The sequence below is a fragment of the Pseudomonas bharatica genome, assembly GCF_048586865.1.
Lineage (GTDB): Bacteria > Pseudomonadota > Gammaproteobacteria > Pseudomonadales > Pseudomonadaceae > Aquipseudomonas > Aquipseudomonas bharatica.
Genome location: NZ_JBMAWR010000002.1, coordinates 425,368 through 444,876 on the forward strand (window position 1 = coordinate 425,368; position 19,509 = coordinate 444,876).

Annotated in this window: 13 protein-coding genes; 8 read left to right on the plus strand and 5 right to left on the minus strand. The window is 64.8% G+C overall.

The features are described 5' to 3' along the window. Positions 1–4: 4 nt before the first annotated feature. Both ACKLLE_RS04500 and ACKLLE_RS04505 read right to left on the minus strand, forming a co-directional pair. The gene (locus tag ACKLLE_RS04500) at positions 5–1,798 is read right to left on the minus strand and encodes a hypothetical protein (RefSeq protein ID WP_420057005.1); all 1,794 of its coding nucleotides are present in this window, start codon (positions 1,796–1,798) and stop codon (positions 5–7) included. Between the two features lie 179 nt (positions 1,799–1,977). Then, on the minus strand, positions 1,978–4,284 hold the full coding sequence (locus tag ACKLLE_RS04505) for a hypothetical protein (RefSeq protein WP_420057006.1): 2,307 nt from the start codon (positions 4,282–4,284) through the stop codon (positions 1,978–1,980). Positions 4,285–4,443: 159 nt separating this feature from the next. Here ACKLLE_RS04505 and ACKLLE_RS04510 point away from each other — a divergent pair, with 159 nt between their 5' ends. From ACKLLE_RS04510 to ACKLLE_RS04545, 8 genes are all read left to right on the plus strand, one after another. Further along, positions 4,444–5,031 (plus strand): hypothetical protein, encoded by a 588-nt coding sequence (locus ACKLLE_RS04510; RefSeq protein ID WP_420057007.1) that lies wholly within the window; start codon positions 4,444–4,446, stop codon positions 5,029–5,031. A gap of 35 nt (positions 5,032–5,066) precedes the next feature. Further along, positions 5,067–6,161 (plus strand): hypothetical protein, encoded by a 1,095-nt coding sequence (locus ACKLLE_RS04515; RefSeq protein ID WP_420057008.1) that lies wholly within the window; start codon positions 5,067–5,069, stop codon positions 6,159–6,161. Between the two features lie 99 nt (positions 6,162–6,260). Further along, positions 6,261–7,319 carry a hypothetical protein gene (locus tag ACKLLE_RS04520; RefSeq protein WP_420057009.1) on the plus strand — a complete coding sequence of 353 codons (1,059 nt, stop codon included), beginning with the start codon at positions 6,261–6,263 and terminating at the stop codon, positions 7,317–7,319. Between the two features lie 60 nt (positions 7,320–7,379). After that, the gene (locus ACKLLE_RS04525) at positions 7,380–12,320 is read left to right on the plus strand and encodes an RHS repeat domain-containing protein (protein ID WP_420057010.1); all 4,941 of its coding nucleotides are present in this window, start codon (positions 7,380–7,382) and stop codon (positions 12,318–12,320) included. Between the two features lie 249 nt (positions 12,321–12,569). Continuing rightward, positions 12,570–13,121 (plus strand): fimbrial protein, encoded by a 552-nt coding sequence (locus ACKLLE_RS04530; protein ID WP_420057011.1) that lies wholly within the window; start codon positions 12,570–12,572, stop codon positions 13,119–13,121. A 64-nt stretch (positions 13,122–13,185) separates the two neighbouring features. Next, positions 13,186–13,920, plus strand: a complete 735-nt coding sequence (locus tag ACKLLE_RS04535; RefSeq protein WP_420057012.1) for a fimbrial biogenesis chaperone — start codon at positions 13,186–13,188, stop codon at positions 13,918–13,920. A gap of 31 nt (positions 13,921–13,951) precedes the next feature. Continuing rightward, positions 13,952–16,459: a fimbria/pilus outer membrane usher protein gene (locus ACKLLE_RS04540; RefSeq protein ID WP_420057013.1), complete on the plus strand. Its 2,508-nt coding sequence runs from the start codon at positions 13,952–13,954 to the stop codon at positions 16,457–16,459. A 16-nt stretch (positions 16,460–16,475) separates the two neighbouring features. Then, a complete protein-coding gene (locus ACKLLE_RS04545) occupies positions 16,476–17,585 on the plus strand; it encodes a fimbrial protein (protein WP_420057014.1) in 1,110 nt (369 codons plus the stop codon). A 43-nt stretch (positions 17,586–17,628) separates the two neighbouring features. Here ACKLLE_RS04545 and sixA read toward each other — a convergent pair whose 3' ends face one another. From sixA to ACKLLE_RS04560, 3 genes are read right to left on the minus strand one after another with little or no spacing between them, the layout of a single operon-like run. Further along, complete coding sequence (sixA, locus tag ACKLLE_RS04550; protein WP_064301812.1) at positions 17,629–18,084, minus strand: phosphohistidine phosphatase SixA; 456 nt, start codon at positions 18,082–18,084, stop codon at positions 17,629–17,631. Further along, positions 18,081–18,428, minus strand: a complete 348-nt coding sequence (locus ACKLLE_RS04555; protein ID WP_064301813.1) for a DUF4389 domain-containing protein — start codon at positions 18,426–18,428, stop codon at positions 18,081–18,083. The genes sixA and ACKLLE_RS04555 overlap by 4 nt, the downstream gene beginning before the upstream one ends. A 16-nt stretch (positions 18,429–18,444) precedes the next feature. After that, positions 18,445–19,470: an NAD(P)H-dependent glycerol-3-phosphate dehydrogenase gene (locus ACKLLE_RS04560; RefSeq protein WP_420057015.1), complete on the minus strand. Its 1,026-nt coding sequence runs from the start codon at positions 19,468–19,470 to the stop codon at positions 18,445–18,447. Positions 19,471–19,509 lie beyond the last annotated feature (39 nt).

Here is a 19,509-nt window from a genome sequence, read left to right on the forward strand (position 1 = left end):
GCGGTCAGGGTCTCAGGGGCAGGTTCAGGTCCTTGAAGGGGTAGTAGCTGCCGCCGCCGTCGAAACTCACCCTGGCGGTCAGGGTGAAGTTCTGCCCCATCTGCAAGGATTCGAGGAACATGCGGACCAGCCTCGCCTCGATCTGCTCCGCCGCCACTTCGGCGGCGGTCACAGGCGCGGCGTTGCGTACCATCAGGTTGACCGGCTGGCCCCCCGCGTCCACTCCGCTGGCCTCGATGCTCAGCAACTGGCCCACGGCCATGAAGTACCACCTGGCCAGGACCAGGTCGGCCCCGGCAGCGGGAACCCTGGCCAGTGACAGGGCCCCGGAATCGGCCTGGGCGATTTGCACATTGCCGTAGAGGCTGCGCGCGATCGGTTCGATCCGCAGGTTGAAAGGCACCGACTTGAGTGGCTCTTCGCCCTCTGGCGTCAGCTGGTAGAACACTTCGAAACGCTTGGTCTCGCCCGGGCCCATGTTGGCCGCGATGGCCGTGGACGGAATGCGGAAGCGGCGTTCCCGGCCGTCGACCGGGGTGTCGGCGATATGCTGCCCACCTGCCGGATGACCGTCCCAATGCACGGCCAGGCGATCGCCCGGGCCCAGCGGGAAGCTGTCCGGCACGTCGACGTAAGCGCCCGTGCGGGCATCGAAGGCCAGCAACACGCCCTTGTTTTCCCCGGCGCCGCCCTCGGCCGTGGCGTACTCGACGTTTGGCGGCAACAGGTTCAGCGGCGCGCGGATGTCCAGGGTCAGGTCTTCGCTGCTGTGGGCCACGCCCTCGCGGGCATACTGGTGGAACACCCGCACCTGGCTGCCGATATTGGCCTGCAGCCAGTGGGCCTCGATCGACACCTCGATCACCCCGCTGTCGATCACCGAAGTGTCGATGCGCAGCGACTTGATCACGCTGTCGGCCTCGCGTCCGCCAATCCAGTGCACCAGCAGGCGGTCGCCGTCCTGCATGTCCGGCCAGGGCGCGATGCGCAGGTACAGGCCATCGGGAAAATGCCCGGGATCGAGGCTGTCGTCGTCATGCCCCTCGACCTGCGGCGCCGGCAGGCGCGCGGAGTCCGCCGGGCGGATCTGGAAAGTCTGCACGGCCGAGTCACTGGCCTGCTCGCCCGACGCATATTCGACCCGGTAGCTGACCTCGGCATGACCGCCCTCGATCCAACTCAGCTGGCTCTTGGGCACCTGCCAGGTCAGCGGTTTGCCGACATCGGCGGCGCTCAGCTCCTTGGGCTGCGACCAGGTCTCATCCAGCTCCCCGTCGTCGTAATAACCGGCAAAACTGAGGGTCACCTTGTCTCGCGGACGCATGGCCAGGTAAGGCGGGACCACCGCCGCGGTGGTGCTGCCGATGACGCTGTCGGGGTCCAGGGCCAGGTCATGGGAATCGCGCATCTGCGCCACCGGCAACACGGCTGCCTGCCGCGGGCGTACCCCGACGTAGCAGAACTGGCGCAGCGACTCCGGACCGCGCTCGCCGCCCAGGGGCGCGACCGAGTAGGAGTACATGGCCCAGCCCTGGTCCAGGGCGTTCAGCAGGCTGCCCCTGATGGCGACCGCCACGCCCATCTCCGGGTCGTAGTTGGAGTCGTCGACTTCGATCACTTCGCCGGCGTAGTCGTAGGCTGCGCTGTCCTGGCCGCAGCCACGCCACACGGGAAAGACCTCGTCGCCCAGGGCGACCCCCGGGTACTTGATCCAGGTGGGCAGATTCCCCTCCAGGTCATTCAGGTCGATGGTGTCGTCCCGCAACAAAGGGATGGACGGTTTGGGTAAATCACTCATGAGTCATTCCTGTCAGTGGCCGGAATCAACCGGCAGGCATTCGCTTGCAGTGGAGTTTTTGTACACCCCGCTGCGGGTTGCCGGTACTGGCAGAACTATCAGGTTGCCAAATGCGCAACGGCAGTTACGCTTGATCGACACGGCGTTCGCCAATACGCCCCGAACAGCGCCGGGGAAGGTTATCGTTGCGCAGGCGGGGAAATGGAAAAGCCTTGCCAGGACGGCTTTGGAAGTTCAATGAAGGGAATCGGCAAGAGCATATAACCGTTCGACTTTATGGTTTCCGTCCAATGAACTTTGGCGATCACTATTGAATAGCGGAACGGCGATGTTGCACCGGGGGTAAATACGCCCGACGTTGCATCGACCGTGCCGGCACCCAGCAGTACTTGCCATTCCCGCGGATATTCGCCGGGTACTTCCTCGCCCTCGTGGAACGCCTTGAGTGCGATGGTCTTGCCATCGGCTGCCGGTGTCGCGGTGATCTGCAGGGTGGGGGAGATATGGGCCAGCAGAACGTGCACGGTTCGCGAGCGCCGGGTCGGGTCGTGGGTAACCTTGATCTCGTCGATCGACCAGATAACCCCGTCCTGTACCGGACCAGGAAAGTAGGTCTTGTCGCCATCCGCCATCTGGCTGGGCACGATGCGCGCGCCAGAGCCCGGGTTGACCAGGGTCCAGGTCAGCGAGCCCGGATCGCGGGCCCCGGCGACCATTTCCCGGCCCATGCTCGAGCCGGCGCTGTGCACCATCACCAGCGGGTTGACGCTGATCGCGCCGGGCAGCACGGTGACCAGCGCGCTGCTGGTGTAGCCGGCGGCCGAGGCGCTGATGCGCACCCGCAGAAACGGTCGGTCGAGCTCGCGCGGGGCGGTGTACAGGCCCAGGGCATTGATGCTGCCCACCGGACCGCTCTCCCCCGCCGGCCCTTCCACCGTCCAGGTCACGCTGCGCAGCGGCAGGGTGTAGAACATCCGCGTCTCGCCCGGGCCCATGAGCCGTTCCGCCGGCTGCACGAAGAACACCTGGGAGAACGGGGCTATGGTGCCGAACAGTGCCAGGTCGCGGGTAAAGCCGGTCTTGTCGAAACGCAGGTGCTCGCTGCCGCGGAACAGTAGCCGGGTCATCTTGTCCAGGTCGATGGAGACGAACTTCGACTTCGCCTGGTCAAGCCAGGTCTTGACGTGATCGAGCACGGCGTCGCGCATCTGTGCGCCCAGCTCCGCCTTGAACCTGTCGACGATCTCGGGCGCTACGCCGGTGCTCTGGATCGCGAACCCGCAGGTATTTTGCGCACCGCCACTCACTTCGACGACCTGCAACTGTCCTTCGCTCCTGATCAGGCTTAGGCGGTACTGGCGCTTGATCAGAAAATCGACCTTGCCGACCGCGACCAGCCGGGTGCCGGAGTCCAGTTCGAGACGGACGTCGGGGTTATATTCGCCCTGCCAGTGCAGGACGACATCGCTGTTGGAAAAGGTCAGCTTGAACTGACACTGCGCCGAAGCCAGCGGCACCCTGATCGTGCAGGTCGCGGAGGCGAAGCTCGCCGAGTGGCGACTGATATGGGAGCCCTTGGCAATGCCGGAGGCTGCGTGCAGGTAGAAGGCCGCCCCCTGCGGCGGCGACTCCAGGCGCGCGACAAATGGCGTGGCGGTGTCCGTGAGCACGGCGCATGCCGGAATGAACATCCGCTGCAGCAAGAACTGTTGACCCAGCAACATGGCAAAGGAATAACCGCCCTCCAGCAGGTAGCGCAGGTCCCGGTCGGTGGGCGGCTCGCCACCGTTGTCGTAGCCACGCATCCTGACCATGAACAGCACCGCTCCCGCCTCGGGATGGCCCGGCTTGCCATGGATGCGGATCTCGAAATACTCCGGCTGCAGGAACTCGCCCGGAGGTACCAGCAGCTCGCCGAGGACGAAGATCTTTTGGTCGTCGTCCAACTCCGCGAATTTCTCCTGGAAGAATTCGCCGCCGATCAAACGCTCCCGCGTCGTGTCGGCGAAACTCAGCTCGAATTCGCCACCCTCGGACAGGTCCAGCACCACCTGGCCCAGTGGATTGGTGGCTCCGGACGTGCTCCTGAGCGCCAGCTTCATGTACAGGGAGGGGCCGGCCAGCACATCGATCTCGGCGATCCTGGCGAGCTTCGGCGAACCGTCGCCGGCGGCCTCCACCGAGAGCTGCGAGCCACCCACCACCTTCATGCGCAAACGGGCCCTGGGGTCGCTGTAGGTCGACTGGTCGAACGACAGCCGCGGGCAGTCGAGGGTGTAGTCGTAGATCAGTTCGCGGGTGAGCGGCGAGGTATCGATCTGCGCGGTAAACGGCGGCAGATAGCTGTCGCTGGTAAAGCGCGCCATGTATTCCCGTAGCAGCAGGGTATTGACCCACTTGCGGTCCCAGGCCAGCAGGCAACCCCAGTCGTAGGTGCGCGGTGCCTCGCGCAACCATTCGAGCAGTTCCAGGTAGGCATCGGACATGGTTCCTCCAGGCAGTCGCCGCCGGGTGCAGCGCTCTCAGTACAGCCCTGCCCGCCGCCCGCCGCAACCTAGCAGTTCTGCCAAGTAGGCAAGCACGGCCACCGGGTATTAACTGAACCGACCCATTTACCGGACGTTCCGGACTGCAAGGAGCCAGACATGAAACTACCAATCCACGCCGCTCGACCACTGGGCCAGGCTTTGCTGGCGCTGTCGCTGGCCACGGTACTGACGGCATGCGCCCAGGCCCCTGCGCAGCATGCGCCGAGGGCGCAGGTCACTGTGGAGCCGCTTGGGTGGTCTCAAGCGCAAGATGAACAAAACAGCAAGTTTCACTGCCCCACAGATCAGTTCCTTATTGCCAGGTGGCACGAGGGCAGCGAGAGGGGACTTACCAAATACCGATGTGGCAAGGCGTTCCAATACCAGGCGATTCCGATCAAGGACCCCAAGTTGATCCAGGCGCTGCATGAGGCGGCCGGGATCGAGTTCATCTGCCCGAAGAACCAGGTCATGACCGGGCGCGAGCACGACGGCGACGAAAACGGTGAGACCCGGTATTACTGCGGCACCCCGATGGACTATTGGGACAGACCCCTCCAGGTCATACACGACAAATGGTTTTGGACACCGAAGGAGCACCTCGAGCATACCGCCGCATGCCCCGAGAATATGTTCATGGTCGGTCGCTATCACAAAGGTGACGAGGAAGAACCGACCCGGTACCTCTGCGCCAGGGTGTTCTGAGCATTTCTGCATACCTTTCAAAGGACACTTTCACCATGCCCCTGAAAACCTTGCTGTGCAGCCTGGTGCTCGGCCTGGCCCTGCCCGCCGCCGCTGCAGAGCCTCCGGCAGAAAACCCGGGCGACGATAGCGCGCCCCCCGTGGAGACCGCGACGCCCTCCCCGCAACCCGCGGCCACCAAATCCCTGACCGAAGGGATCACCGGCTTCATCAGCGTCGTGGACGAGCATGAACAGTTGTGCTTTCTCCCCGTGCCCAGCGCCGGCAGTGGACTGACCCGCAGGTATGAGTTCACGGCGGACGGATCGCCCTGTTCCGGGCTCAATGACCGGGCCTGGTCCGTCATGTTCGAGGACCTGCCGTCGGCAACCGAAATACTCCTGACCGATAGCAGGACCTGCAAGACCACGGGGTCGAGCGAAACCATCGGCAAGTTCTGGGTCAAGCTCAGGACCACCAAGAAGGTGACCATTACCGAGGAGATACAGCTCCCGTTCTTCTTCCGTTTTGCCAACAACAAGCTCATCAAGCCTGGCCTGCTGCTGGTGGACAAACACCTGCAAGGCGACAGCGTCGATGCGCTGAATGCCCTGTCCTGCATCACCGTTACCACCTCCCGGGCCACCCTGCCCAAGCCGGTGCTGCCCATCACCTTTACCGACCAGCAGTGGCAGCAGTTGACCGAGTACGACTCGAAGTTCAAATGCGGTGAAAACCGCGTGATGCTCGGTCGTGAAGCCTCTGGCACCGAGAAACCGACGGTCAGGTACCTGTGCGGCGTACCGATGCAGGGCACCCGGGAAGTCGTGCTGAAGAACCAGAAGATGAGCCCCTCCGGCATGCATGGCGTAACCCACGAATACGTCTGCCCGCTCAACACCCTGATGACCGGTCGCGAGCAGGACGGCGACCATCTCGGCGAATCGCGCTACTGGTGCGCCGAGGCCTGGATCGGCGAAGAGCGCCTGGAAGTGCTGACCCTCGATCACTGGTGGGGGCCCCACACCGAGTCCGGCCACGCGTTCAGTTGCACTGGCAACACCGTCATGGCGGGCATGTCCAGGTACGGCCGGGAAGACACCAAGACCTGGTACCGCTGCGCCAGCCTGTTCCAGCTTTCTCCACCTTGAAACGCACGCGCCTGCAAAGCGATGGCGACACCGGCATGCCTGCGCCAGCGGGCCCGGCGCCGGGGAGTCGCTTAACCCCTGTCCGAGGACGCTTTTATCATGACCCAGAGAACCTTGAGAGTCAGTCTGTTGCTCGCCGTGGCCCTGCTTGTGATCGCAGCGCAAGCGCCGGCGCAGGAATCCCTTGCCCCGCCCGCAACGCCTGCCCAGACGATTCCTCCGGATGAGATAGCCGGCTACATCACGGCCTACGACGAGAACGACCGATACTGCTATGTGCCGGTACCCGTGGAGGGTAGCGGCGTAACCCGGGTCTATGACTTTTACGCCGGAAACGCGGGCTGTAACGACCTGAACGACAAGGCATGGTCGGTCGCCTTCGAGGATTTGCCGTCGGCAACCCAGATCCTCCTCACCGACAACCCCACCTGCACGACATCCGGCACCGACGTTGCCGTCGGCAAATTCTGGATCAAGCTCAAGACCACCAAGAAGGTGACCATCACCGACACCGTGCAGCTCCCGTATTTCTTCCGGTTTTCCAAGAACACGCTGGTCAAGCCGGGCCTGCTGCTGGTGGACAGCTACCTGAAAGGCAGCAGCACCGATGCGCTGAACGCCCTGTCCTGCATCAGGATCACCACGTCCCGGGCCACCCTGCCCAAGCCCACCGTGCCGATACACCAGATCGACCAGAACGTCCAGTGGGTCGACTGGGACCAGGGTTTCACCTTCCATTGCGGCGGCAACCGCGTGCTGCTCGGCCGCGCCCACTTCGGCGACGAAGAAGACCCGAACGAGTTCCGCTGCGGCACCCCCATGCAGGGCGAAACCGCCATTACGTTGAGGAACCACAAGACGGCGGCCAGGCATGAGTTCAACCATTACTTCGTCTGCCCTGCAAACACCGTGATGACCGGGCACGAGCACGACGGCGACGAACGCGGCGAGACCCGCTACACCTGCGCCGAAGCCTGGGCCGGCGATACCCCGCTGTACGTCCTGCCGGATGACTTCCGTACGCCCTCGCTGGAGGAAAACCATCACCGCTTCGCCTGCGGGGGCGACAAGGTGCTGATCGGCCGGGCCCATTGGCACGACGAAATGGGCGAGACCTGGTACCAGTGCGGCACCGTCTACCAGCAGTCGCCGCCCTGACAGCCAGCCCGATACCTTGCGCCACGCTTTTCATTCATTCGATCAAGAGGTGCCCTGGACATGACAACCCACAGCAACGTCAGCTCCAATGCATTCAACTACCTTGACTTCTTCAAGAGCAACGTCGATCCGCGCACCGGGCAGTACACCCTGTCCATCGACCTGCCGAACCTCAAGGCCAATTCCCTGAGCGGGCCCGACCTGCCGCTCACGCTCGATTTCAGCCCGCTCAACCTCGAGGACAGCGGCTACGGTATCGGCTGGAACCTGCGCCTGAGCCAGTACGTGATCGCCAGGAGCATGCTCTCGCTGTACACCGGCGAAAGCTTCAAGATCACCGGCGACGGCGCGGAACCCTCGATCGCCGAGAAACGCCTCGACAGCTTCCGCTTCTTCGACGATGGCAACGATACCTGGCGCGTGGTGCACCACAGCGGCCTGGTGGAAGTGCTCACCGCCCAGGGCGGCGCGGGCAAGCGCGTGGCCTTGCCGACCCTGATCTACGGCCCGGGCGGCCACGCCATCAAGCTGACCTGGGCCGACTTCGCCAATGGCGAGCGGCGCCTGGCGAAGATCGAGGACGCCCGCGGCGAGCTGCTGCGCATCGTGCGTGACAGCGAAAACGTCAAGGTCCTGCTGCCGCCCTTCGACGACCAGCCGCAGAGCCGTTTCCTGATGAAACTGAGCGGCGACCGGGTGCGGGAAATCATCCTGCCGGTGGCCGAGCAGGCCTCCTGGCGCCTGGACTACATCACTGTTCGCGGGCTGACCTGCATCAAGGAGGTCAAGACCCCGATGGGTGCCCATGAAACCCTGGAATACCTGGATGGCGGCCATGCCTATCCGGGCTCCAGCGGGCGCCCCAACCTGCCCCGGGTGACTCGCCACCTGGCCAGTCCCGGCCCCGACCTGGCGGTCCATGAAGCTACCTACACCTACAGCACCAACAACTTCCTCGGCAACGGCTCCGGCATCAACTGGATGGACGACGGCCTCGACCAGCTGTACAAGGTCGACTTCACCTACGACTACTCGACCACGGTCCAGCAATGGCTGGACGGCAAGCCGGTGCGCCAGGTGAAGCACACCTACAACCGCTTCCACCTGCAGGTCGAAGAGGAAACCCGCCAGGGCAAGTGCGTGTTCACCAAGGTCATCGACTACTACGCCGAGAACAAGCCCTTCGACCAGCAACCGAAGCAGTTCCAGATGCCCCGTTCGGTGCAGCACACCTGGCGCCTGGAGGGCGACTCGAGCAAGATCCAGCATGAACTGCAACTCAGCGAATACGACGAGCATGGCAACAAGACCCTGGAGGTGCGGCCCGACGGCGTCAGCACGCGCACGGTCTTCTACGATCCCGCCGGCGAGGACGGTTGCCCGAAGGACCCGTTCGGTTTCACCCGCAACGTCAAGGAAGTCATCGTCACCCCCGCGCCGCAGGCCCGCGGCGATGCACCGGTGATGATCACCCGCTATCGCTACAGCCAGCACGCACCGCTGAACGGTGCGCCGGGAAGCGACTGGCTGATGGTCAGCGAGGAGTCGCTCTTCGAGCGCCGCGACGACAAGGAAACCCTGCTCAACCATAGCCTGCGCACCTACTACGAAACCCCGGACAACCCGCAACTGCATGGTCGTCCGCTGCGCCAGGTCAACACCCTCAACGGCACCAGCAACAGCACCGACTACCACTACGGCAAGGCGCGCAACAAGCTGCTGGACCAGGAAAGCCTGCAAACGGTGGAAACCTTTACCGGCTACGACGGCGAGCAGAAGGTGTACACCAGCGACCAGGCGCTGAACAGCGGCCAATTGCTGCTCGGCCATGACCCCAACGACGTACAGGTGCGCTTCGAGTATGACAACCTGCGTCGGCTGACCACGGAAACCGTGGCCCCCGGCAGCGACTTCGAGGCCACCCGCAGCTACGCCTATCAACTGGTCCACGCCGACGGGCAACAGGCCACCCGCACCGTGACCGACGTCAAGCAGGTGCTGACCCGCGACCACTACGACGGCCTGGGCCGCGTGTTGCTGAGCGAGGTCAAGACCGGGGCCACCTGGCAACGCACCTACAGCGCGGTCTACGATGGCCTCGGCCAGCTCAGCGAGGAAACCCGGTATGACCGGCTCGAAGACCGCGAGCTGAGCCTGACCACCCGTTACGCCTACAACGACTGGGGCCAGCGCTGCCGCGTCACCGGCTCGGACGGGGTCAGCCTGGTCACCGAGACCACGCCGTTCGGCGAAGGCGGCAAGCTGCAGCGCAGCTGGCGTGAAAGCGTCGGCGACAAACCGCTGGTGAGCATGCTGAGCGTCACCCAGTACAACGCCTTCGGCAAGATCGACTGGACCGAGCGCCACGACGACGAGGACAAGGTAGTCGGTCGTCAGGTGTATATCTACGATGGCTACGGCGAGTGCATCCGCGCTGACGAGGAACTCGCCCTGGAAACCCGCAGCACCCATTTCCAGTACGACTCGCGGCGCCGGGTGGCGCACACCCGCCTGCCGGACCAGACCGTGGTCGAGCGCAGCTTCGCCGAGCACAGCCGCGGCGAATTGCCCACGGCGATCCGTGTGATTCCCGGCGACGACCAACAGACCACCCTGCTCCTCGGCGAACAGCAATTCGACGGCCTCGACCGCCTCACCCGCCTGACCGTCGGGCCACGTAGCGAACGCTACGAATACGATGACCAGACGCTGCGGGCCAGCCGCCTGATCACCCCGGCGCAGGCCACCATCGAGTATTTCTACGAGCAGAACCTGAGCGACCAGCCGAAGACGATCATTGTCGATGGCCAGACCTTCACCTACGGCTTCGACCGCGACGATGCCGGGATCAAGAGCGCCACCAGCGACGCCGGCGAGCGGGCCTATACCTACAACGTCCTCGGTCATCTGAAATCGGAAAGCTGGACCGACAGCAATGGCGAGGTGCATGAAACCCACTACGAGACCTCGCTGCAAGGCCTGCCGCTGAAACGCACCGACAACGCCGTCGACACACTGTACACCTACGATGATGAGGGTCGCGTGCAATGCATGACCCAGGGCCAGTTGCAGGCCGAATTCGAATACGACGACAACGGCCGGCAATACCGCACCACCACCCGCGACCTCGGCAGCGAAGACAGCCTGGTCAGCGAGAACACCTACGACAGCCTCGACCGCGTCTGGATCCGGACCCTGCTGCTCAACGACAGCCCGGCGCGAACCCTCACCCACACCTGGCGCGATGACGACCAGCTGGTTGGCCGGCACCTGGAAATGGACGGCCGCAGCCTGTTGCTGGAAGAGTACGTCTACGACCAGCGCGGGCGCCTGACCGAACATCACTGCTCGGGCGAACGCCTGCCCAGCGATCGCTATGGCAACGCCATCACCGACCAGATGTTCCGCTTCGATGCCCTCGGTAACATCAAGCGCTGCCTGACCAGTTTCGCCAATGGCGAGACCAACGTTGCAATCTTCACCTACGCCGAAGACGACAGTTGCCAACTGATCAAGGTGACCAATTCCTACGTGGAAGGCGGTTACCCCGGCGAGCAGACGTTCGCCTACGACGATGACGGTAACCAGCTCAATGACGAGGCCGGGCAACGCCTGCGCTACGACGCCCAGGGCCGCCTGCTGGAAGTGACCAGCGCCGACGGCAGCGAGTCCCTGGTCAGCTACCGCTACGACGGCCACCAGCACCTGGTCGGCGCACGGATCGGCGGGCAGGCGGAAACCCTGCGTTTCTACCAGGGCTACAGCCTCAGCCACACCGTCCAGGACGGCGTGCAGACCCAGTACTTCAGCCATGCCGGCCAGCCGCTTGGCCAGCAGCAACTGAATGACCACGAACGCACCATGCTCCTGCTCACCGATGCCAGCCCCAGCGTGATCGGCGCCAGCCTCGCCAGCGGCCTGCGCGAGGTGGTGTACAGCGCCTATGGCGAGCTGGCCGACGAGCAGCGCCTGGAATCCCTGATGGGCTTCAACGGCGAACTGCGCGAAGTCGCCACCGGCTGGTACCTGCTGGGCCGCGGCTACCGGGCCTACAACCCGTCGCTGATGCGTTTCCACAACCCCGACTCGCGCAGTCCGTTCCTCGAGGGCGGGCTCAATCCTTACACCTACTGCCTGGGCAACCCGATACGTTTCCGCGATCCGACCGGGCACCGGGCCGAAAACCCAAGGCGACCCGACCCGATCTACAGGCCGCCACCCCCGGAACCGGGCGCAGCGAGCTTCCTGGAAAAATGGGGGCCGGCGGCGGGGCTTATCCTGGGGGCGGTGGTGATGGCGGTTTTCACCCCCTGGACAGGTGGCTTGACCATACCGCTGGTGGTAGGCGCCATAGGGGTGGCTGTTTCGGCTGCAGGCGGCGCGCTCGCAGTAGTGGCAACACTGAACGAGGATCGGGAGATGCTTACGCTCGCCACGATCCTGGTGACTGTCGGTGGCGCCATCTCCGCAGCAGGCGGGGCGCTCGACAGGTGGGGGCCGAAAGACAAGTGGGGATGGCCCAAGTCCGAAAATAAACCGGACCAGCCAGTGATCAAGCAGACCGCTGGCACTGGAGATGATGCAGCAACGCCGATGATCGACCAGAACGCCCAGCAAGGAGGCTCCGTGAGTCACAGTGGCAAGGGGATAGCGTACGTCATTAGTCACCGTTTCCGGCGCAAACCAACGGTTCATAAGAACACAAACACAGAGGAATCTTCCACGACAACTGGGCCAGTGGAGGGCGGCGGCCCAGCAAACGGAGCTAGCGACGGGCAGGTTGGCTCCGGCGGGCCTGGATCAGGGAATGGCGGCAAGGAGGCGTCGATACCAAGCACACCACGTACCCCAGACAGCACCCTCCACACCAAACCACACACCGGACCTGTCTTGCACATGACTTCCGGCGCCTTTGAAAAGAACACCTCGGGCAAATGGGTGCCGACGACGGGCGGCCCAGTCGCCAAGTTCAACACGGATCTCACTATCAACCCTAAATAGGGTTAGTCGAAACGCCGGGGCCGAACGTGGTTCGGCCCCGGTTGTTTTACCGACACCAACTTCTCTCACCACCCAACACCGCTATTCAACAGTCTCCGTCTCCTTTTCCTACATACCTTTAAAAAACACCTGCATAAACTTCCCTCCCTGTAGGCCATTACCCTGTAAACACGGGAACAGTCCTACAAAAAGTAACAGAAACAACTGAAGTCCAACTTCGGACAACCCTCTTCAATTCGAGTCGATAACATGAAACGAACTTTCCTGGCCGCTGCCTTGTTGCTGGCCGGCACTTCCGCGTTCGCCAATACCGGCACCATCAACTTCAACGGCAAGATCAACGGCAGCACCTGCCCGATCGAAATCGTCAACCCCGACAGCGGCGCGGTCGGCAACCTGGTGCAGATGGGTGCACCGCGGGTCGCCGACTTCCCCAACCTGGGCGCCGAGGCCGGTGGCCGCAGCTTCTCCATGCGCGTTCCCGGCGGCGCCGCCTGCGGGATCGACCCGGACAATCCGAATACCGCCACCGTGACCTTCACCGGCGTGCAGGGCGGGGCCGGCGCCGACAATTCGCTGTATGCAATCAAGACCGTCGGTGGCGCCGCCACCGGCGTGGCCGTGGCGCTCAAGGACCGCTCCGGCAACCCGGTGAAGAACGGTGAGGCCTCTGCGGCCTATCCGCTGAACGCCGCAGGTGCCACCGAGATGTTCTTCACCGCCGTGTACAAGTCCACCGCCGCCGCGGTGACCCCGGGCGCGGCCGATGCCGACGTGTCCTTCGTCGTCAACATCAACTGACGGCCCTTGCCCGCGAGCGTTCCCCCCTTTCGCTCGCGGGCTCCGTACTGCACAGGTAGTCCCCATGTCCATCCCGACCCTGCGCCGGCTCGCCGGCGCCACCCTGCTGCTGCTCGCCGCCTGGCAGCCGGGGGCGCACGCCGCCCTCAGCCTCAATGCCACCCGCGTGGTCTTCGACAGCGACAAACGCAGCGTCTCGATCGTGGTCAACAACCCCAGCACCAGCACCTTCGCCGTGCAGACCTGGGTCAATACCGAGGCCGACGACACCACCACCGCCGTGCCGCTGATCGCCTCGCCGCCGCTGTTTCGCCTCGATCCCGGCGCCGAGCAACTGGTGCAGATCAACGGCCTGCCCGCGCGCCTGCCCGAAGACCGCGAATCGCTGTTTTTCTTCAATGTCCAGGAAATCCCCGAGGCCCGCGGCGGCCAGGCCAATGTGCTGAACATTGCCCTGCGCACGCGGATCAAGCTGTTCTACCGGCCCAGCCAGCTCACCGACAAGCCGATGGACAGGCTCAAGGACCTGCGCTGGTCGATCGAGCGCAGCGACGGCAAGCCGCAACTGGTGGTGGATAACCCGACGCCCTTCCATTACTCGTTCAGCCGCCTCGAAGTGCACCACGGCGAACACACCCTGCGCCCGCTGGAGGCGCCGATGGCCGCGCCGCTGTCGAAGCAGCGCTATCCACTGCCAGCCTCCGGCCTGGGCGGCAATCCCCGGGTCACCTTCGCCGCGATCAACGACTACGGCGGCTACAGCAAACCCGTCACGGTGGCCCTGCCGTCCGACCTCTGAACCCCGCCCTTTCAGCGCCAGGAGCATGACCATGCATTCCTCTCCACGGCGATGGAGCCTGATCTCCCGCCCTCCCCTGTTTCACCTGCTGCTTGCCGGTGGCGGCCTCGGCCTGTCCACCTCCCAGTCGGCCCAGGCCCAGAGCATCCCGGGCTTCGAGGCGAGCTTCATGCACCAGGCGCCCGGCCACGACCACGAAACCGGCGCCCTAGCCCTGGACAACCTGGCCAGCCAGCGCACGCTGGCACCGGGCAGCTACCCGGTGGAGGTGCTGGTCAATGGCGACAGCCTCGGCCAGCACCAGGTCGACTTCAGCGCCAGCCCGCGCGGCGGCCTGCAGCCCTGCCTCGACGCCGACCTCGTCGGCCGGTTGGGCATCCGCCCCGACAGCCTGGAACAGCCCGGGCAATTGCTGGACGAGTGCGTCGACCTGCCAGCCGTGGTGGAAGGCGCCCAGGTGGATTTCGACGGCAGCCGCCTGCAACTGGCGATTTCCATTCCGCAGTTCTATCTGCGCCGCGATGCCAGCGCCGGTCTGTCCCAGGATGACTGGAACCATGGCATCAATGCCGCCTTCCTCAATTACCAGGTCGCCGCCCAGGAAGGCCGCAACCGCTTCGCCGGGGCGACCAGCAGCCAGGACCTGAACCTCGGTACCGGCCTCAACCTCGGCCCGTGGCGCCTGCGCAGCAACCAGTCGTTGCGCCAGGACGAAGACGGCAAGCGGCGCTGGACCAGCGCCTACACCTACGTGCAGCGCGACCTGCCCGGCACCCACGCCAACCTGACCCTGGGCGAAACCTTCACCAGCGGCGACGTGTTCCGCAGCGTGCCCATCAGCGGCGCCCTGGTCGCCTCCGACCTGGGCATGCTCAGCGATCGCCAGCAAGGCTATGCACCGATCGTGCGCGGCGTGGCCTACACCCGGGCCCGCCTGGAAATCCGCCAGAACGGCTACCCGATCTACACCACCTACGTCAGCCCCGGCCCCTACCAGATCGATGACCTGGGCACCCTCGGCGGCAGCGGCGAACTGGAAATCATCCTGACCGAGGCCGACGGCCAGGTGCGCCGCTTCACCCAACCCTACTCGACCCTCAGCAACCTGCTGCGCGCTGGCGTGTGGCGCTACAGCCTGGCAGCAGGGCGCTACAACGCGTCGTCCCGGCTCGACGATCCCCTGCTCTGGCAAGGCACCCTGGCGGCTGGCGGGGCCTGGGACTCGACCCTGTATGGCGGCCTGATGGGCAGCAGCTTCTATCGCGCCGGCAACCTCGGCCTGGCCCGCGACCTGGGCGCCCTGGGGGCCGTGTCCTTCGACCTGACCCGCTCCGAATCGCAAAGCGACGCCAGCGCTGGCCAGATCAGCGGCATGAGCTATGCGGTGAAATACGGCAAATCCTTCGCCACCCGCACCAACCTGCGTTTCGCCGGCTACCGCTACTCCACCGAGGGCTACCGTGACTTCGACGAAGCCGTCAGCGAGCGCAGCCGCCACCGCAGCTTCCATGGCAGCCGGCGCAGTCGCCTGGAAGCGGCGATCTACCAGAACATCGGCAGCCGCAGTGCGATCAACCTGACCCTGTCGCAGCAGGACTACTGGAACAGCGCCTATGAGCAGCGCCAGTTCCAGTTCAACTTCAACACCCAGTACAAGGGCGTCAGCTACAACCTCTACGCCTCCCAGTCACTGAGCGACGAGCGCTACGGCAACGATCGGCAGATCGGCCTGAGCATCAGCCTGCCGCTGGACTTCGGCCGCTCCACCAGCGCCACCTTCGACGTGCTGGAAAATGGCGGACGCTACAGCCAGCGCGCCAGCCTCAATGGCAGCCTCGCCGACACGCACGTCAGCTACCGTGCCTCGCTCGCCAGCGATGAACAGCAGCGCCAGTCCGCCGCTATCGCCCTGGGCTACCAGGCGCCCTACGCCAGCCTCGGCGCCGGCCTGACCCAGAGCAGTGACTTCCGCTCGCTGTCGTTCAACGCCAGCGGCGCCGTGCTGGCCCATGGCGACGGCCTGACCTTCGGCCCGTACCTGGGTGAGACCATGGCCCTGGTGGAAGTCCCGGACACCGCCAACGTCGGCCTCCTCAACAGTCACGAAGTGCGTACCAATGCCCGCGGCTTCGCCCTGATGCCTTACCTGCGCCCCTACCGGACCAACCGTATCGCCCTGGAGACCGACCTGCTCGGCCCGGAGGTGGAGATCGTCAACGGCACTACCCAGGTCGTGCCGCGGCGCGGCGCAGTGATCAAGGCACGCTTCGAGGTGCGCAACGTCAACCGCCTGTTGCTGACCCTGCACGATGCCGACGACCAGCCCTTGCCCTTCGGCACCCAGGTACGCAGTGCCGAGGGCGAGGTATTGGGCCTGGTCGCCCAGGCCGGCCAGGTGATGCTCAGTACCGAGGTCGCCAGCCAGGTCCTGGACATCCGCTGGGGCAACGACAGCCTCGACCAGTGTCGCCTGCCGATCGACACCCGCCATATGACCGCGAGCCAGGGTTATCACCTGCAATCGCTGACCTGCCAATGAGCCCATCGAGTCGACCATGATCCTACGTCTGCGCCCCCTGCTGGCCTGTGCCGGCCTTTTCCTGAGCAGCCAGCACGCCTTCGCCGAGGACCCGTACCCCGGTGACCAATACTGCGAATGGCGGCCCAACACGCCCGTCGGTCCCATGACCCACACCAACTTTCTGGGCACCTACTATGTGCCCAGGGACGCACCGGTAGGCACCTTCATCAGCCCGCCCGGGGTGAAGTGGCCTGTCACCAACAACCTGCTTGCCATACCCCAGTGCTTCCGCGATGTCGGCCCGCACAGCCTGTACATTTCCGTCACGGCCAGCGTCCCGATCCATCCCGGGCCGTTGCCCCCGGTGCTTGGCGACGACGTCACCGGCAGGGTCCTGCAGACCAACATTCCCGGGGTCGGCGTGGTGATCAAGCTCGGTCTTCCGTTCAACTGGCCGTACGCGACCAATACCTGGAAAACCGTGGGTCCGCCCATCGTTCCCTTCGAAGGCTACGTCGATCACAACACCGTCGGCTACCTGCTCATGAGCAGGTTGAATCCCTTCATCACGCTGATCAAGACCGGTGACATCCCACCCGGCATCAATGAGCTCGACGGACGCGAACTGTGGAGCTCCACCGCAACCAGGATTGGCAAGGTGGCAGGCCATCACCTGTACGGCACGGTGATCCAGTCCCAATGCGGGCTGCCACCCAACCCGGTGAGCGCGGACCCGGTGGAACTGGGCGAATGGGACAACACGGACTTTACCGGCCCCGGTTTTACCACCCCGGCGGTGCCGTTCAGCATCACCCTGACCGACTGCGAGGACGACCCGGAGGGCGCCGTCGCCACCGCACATATCCGCCTGGAGGGCGCCAAGGGCTCCACACCGATCGACGCGCAACGGGGCATCTTCGGCCTGACCGACGACTCGACCGCCGAGGGCGTGGGCATCCAGATGCTGATGGCAGATGGCATCACCCCGGTGCAATTGAACGAGGACGTGCCGCTGCGGGTGATTTCACCAAGCGGCGATACCGTATTGCCGTTCTCGGCGCGCTTCTACCAGACAGAAGCAAGCCAGGCGGTGAAGCCGGGATCGGCCAAGGGGGCGCTGAACTTCACCATTACCTACCAATAGGTGGCGTGGGCCAGCGATGAGGCCATAAGCCACGCCAGACGCCTCAGGGATGACGCAGGCTCTCCAGGGTCATCAGCCCCTTGAGCAGCGCTTCACCCTGCAGTTGCGCCAGGCTGGCAGTGCCCATCGGATCGCCCGATTGACGGTTGCCGTGCACCAGCAGGCCGAGCAAGGTACTCACCAGCGGCTGGTGGCTGACCAGCAGCACATGCTCCAACCCCAGGGCATCGAGCCGGGCGATGGCCTGGTCGGGATCGCTGTCCGGCGTCAGCCACGGCACCGTCTCTACCGGCTGGCCAAACCCCAGCGCCTCATGCACCAGCGCCGCCGTCTGCTGCGCCCGCACATAAGGACTGGCAACAATCGCATCGAGGGGCTGGCCCATCAGGTGCGCGGCACTGCGCAGCACCTGCTTGCGCCCGTGCTCGGTGAGGTTGCGCTGGTCGTCGCTGCGGGCATGGGCTTCGGCCTCGCCGTGGCGCAGGATCCACAGCTTCACAGCTTCGGCTCTTCGTCACGCACCGGGTGCGGTGCCGGCGGCACGCTGTGGGCCGCCTCGCCCTCGGCCGGGCGCGGTGCCGGCCAGTCGGCGAACGGCCACGGTTTCTGCTCGGTGTGGAAGCTGCCGAAACGGCCGATCTGGGCGAGGTACTGGCTGAGGCTGTCGCCGAAGTTCATCAGGCCGGCATTCGGCGCGCCGTACACCAGGCGATAGATCAACTGCACCAGCACCAGCAGGCCGAGCAGGGTCTGGGCGACCTGCCAGACCAGCAGGAACAGGAGCATCCAGAGAACGCGAAGGATGATGGACTCGTGCTGCATCTGCTTGGGGGATTCACTCATGTCGTGCTCCTGTGACTCAGTTGAAACCGCTGGTGGAAATGAAATCGACATCGGTCTTCGGCTCGCCGCGCATCAGCAGCTCGATGACCTGGGCCAGGGTCCGGCCCTCGAACAGGATCGCATGCAACCCGGCCACCAGCGGCATGTACACCTGCACCTGCTGGGCCTTGGCCTTGAGCACCTTGAGGGTGTTGACGCCTTCGGCCACCTCGCCCAGCCGGTTGACCGCCTCGTTCAGGCTCAGGCCCTGGCCCAGGGCGTAGCCGACCTGGTAGTTGCGGCTCTTGGGCGAGGAACAGGTGACGATCAGGTCGCCGACCCCGGCCAGGCCGAGGAAGGTCATGGGGTTGGCGCCCTGGCTCACGGCGAAGCGGGTCATCTCGGCCAGGGCGCGGGTGATCAGCATGCTCTTGGTGTTCTCGCCCATGCCCAGGGCCACGGCCATGCCGGCGATGATCGCGTAGACGTTCTTCAGCGCCCCGCCCAGCTCGACGCCGAAGCGGTCGGCACTGGCATAGACGCGGAAGGTACGCCCGTGCAGCACGGCCTGGACCCGCTGGCAGAGTTCCTCGTCCTCGCTGGCGACCACGGTGGCGGTCAGCGCATGCTCGGCGATTTCCCGCGCCAGGTTCGGTCCGGAGAGCACGCCGATGCGCGCCTTGGGCGCGATGTCTTCGAGGATCTGGCTCATCAGCTTGAAGGTCTGCGCTTCGATGCCCTTGGTCAGGCTGACCAGCATCCTGCCTTCGAGCAGCCCGGCATGGGGCGCCAGCACGCTGCGCAGGGCGCTGGACGGCAAGGCGACGAAGATCAGTTCGCTGCCTTCGAGGACCGGCAGCAGGTCGCTGACCGGTTCGACACCAGGGTGGACCTTGATGCCTTTGAGATAACGCGGGTTTTCCCGGGTCGTGCGCATGGCCTCGGCCTGGGCCGGGTCGCGCATCCATTGGCGTACCGCGACACCGTTTTCCGCCAGCAGGTTGGCCACGGCGGTGCCGAAACTGCCGCCCCCCAGAACCGCAACAGGTTGCTGTTCAGTCATATCCAATCCGTCAGAGCCATTAATGAGTGGCGAAGCCGG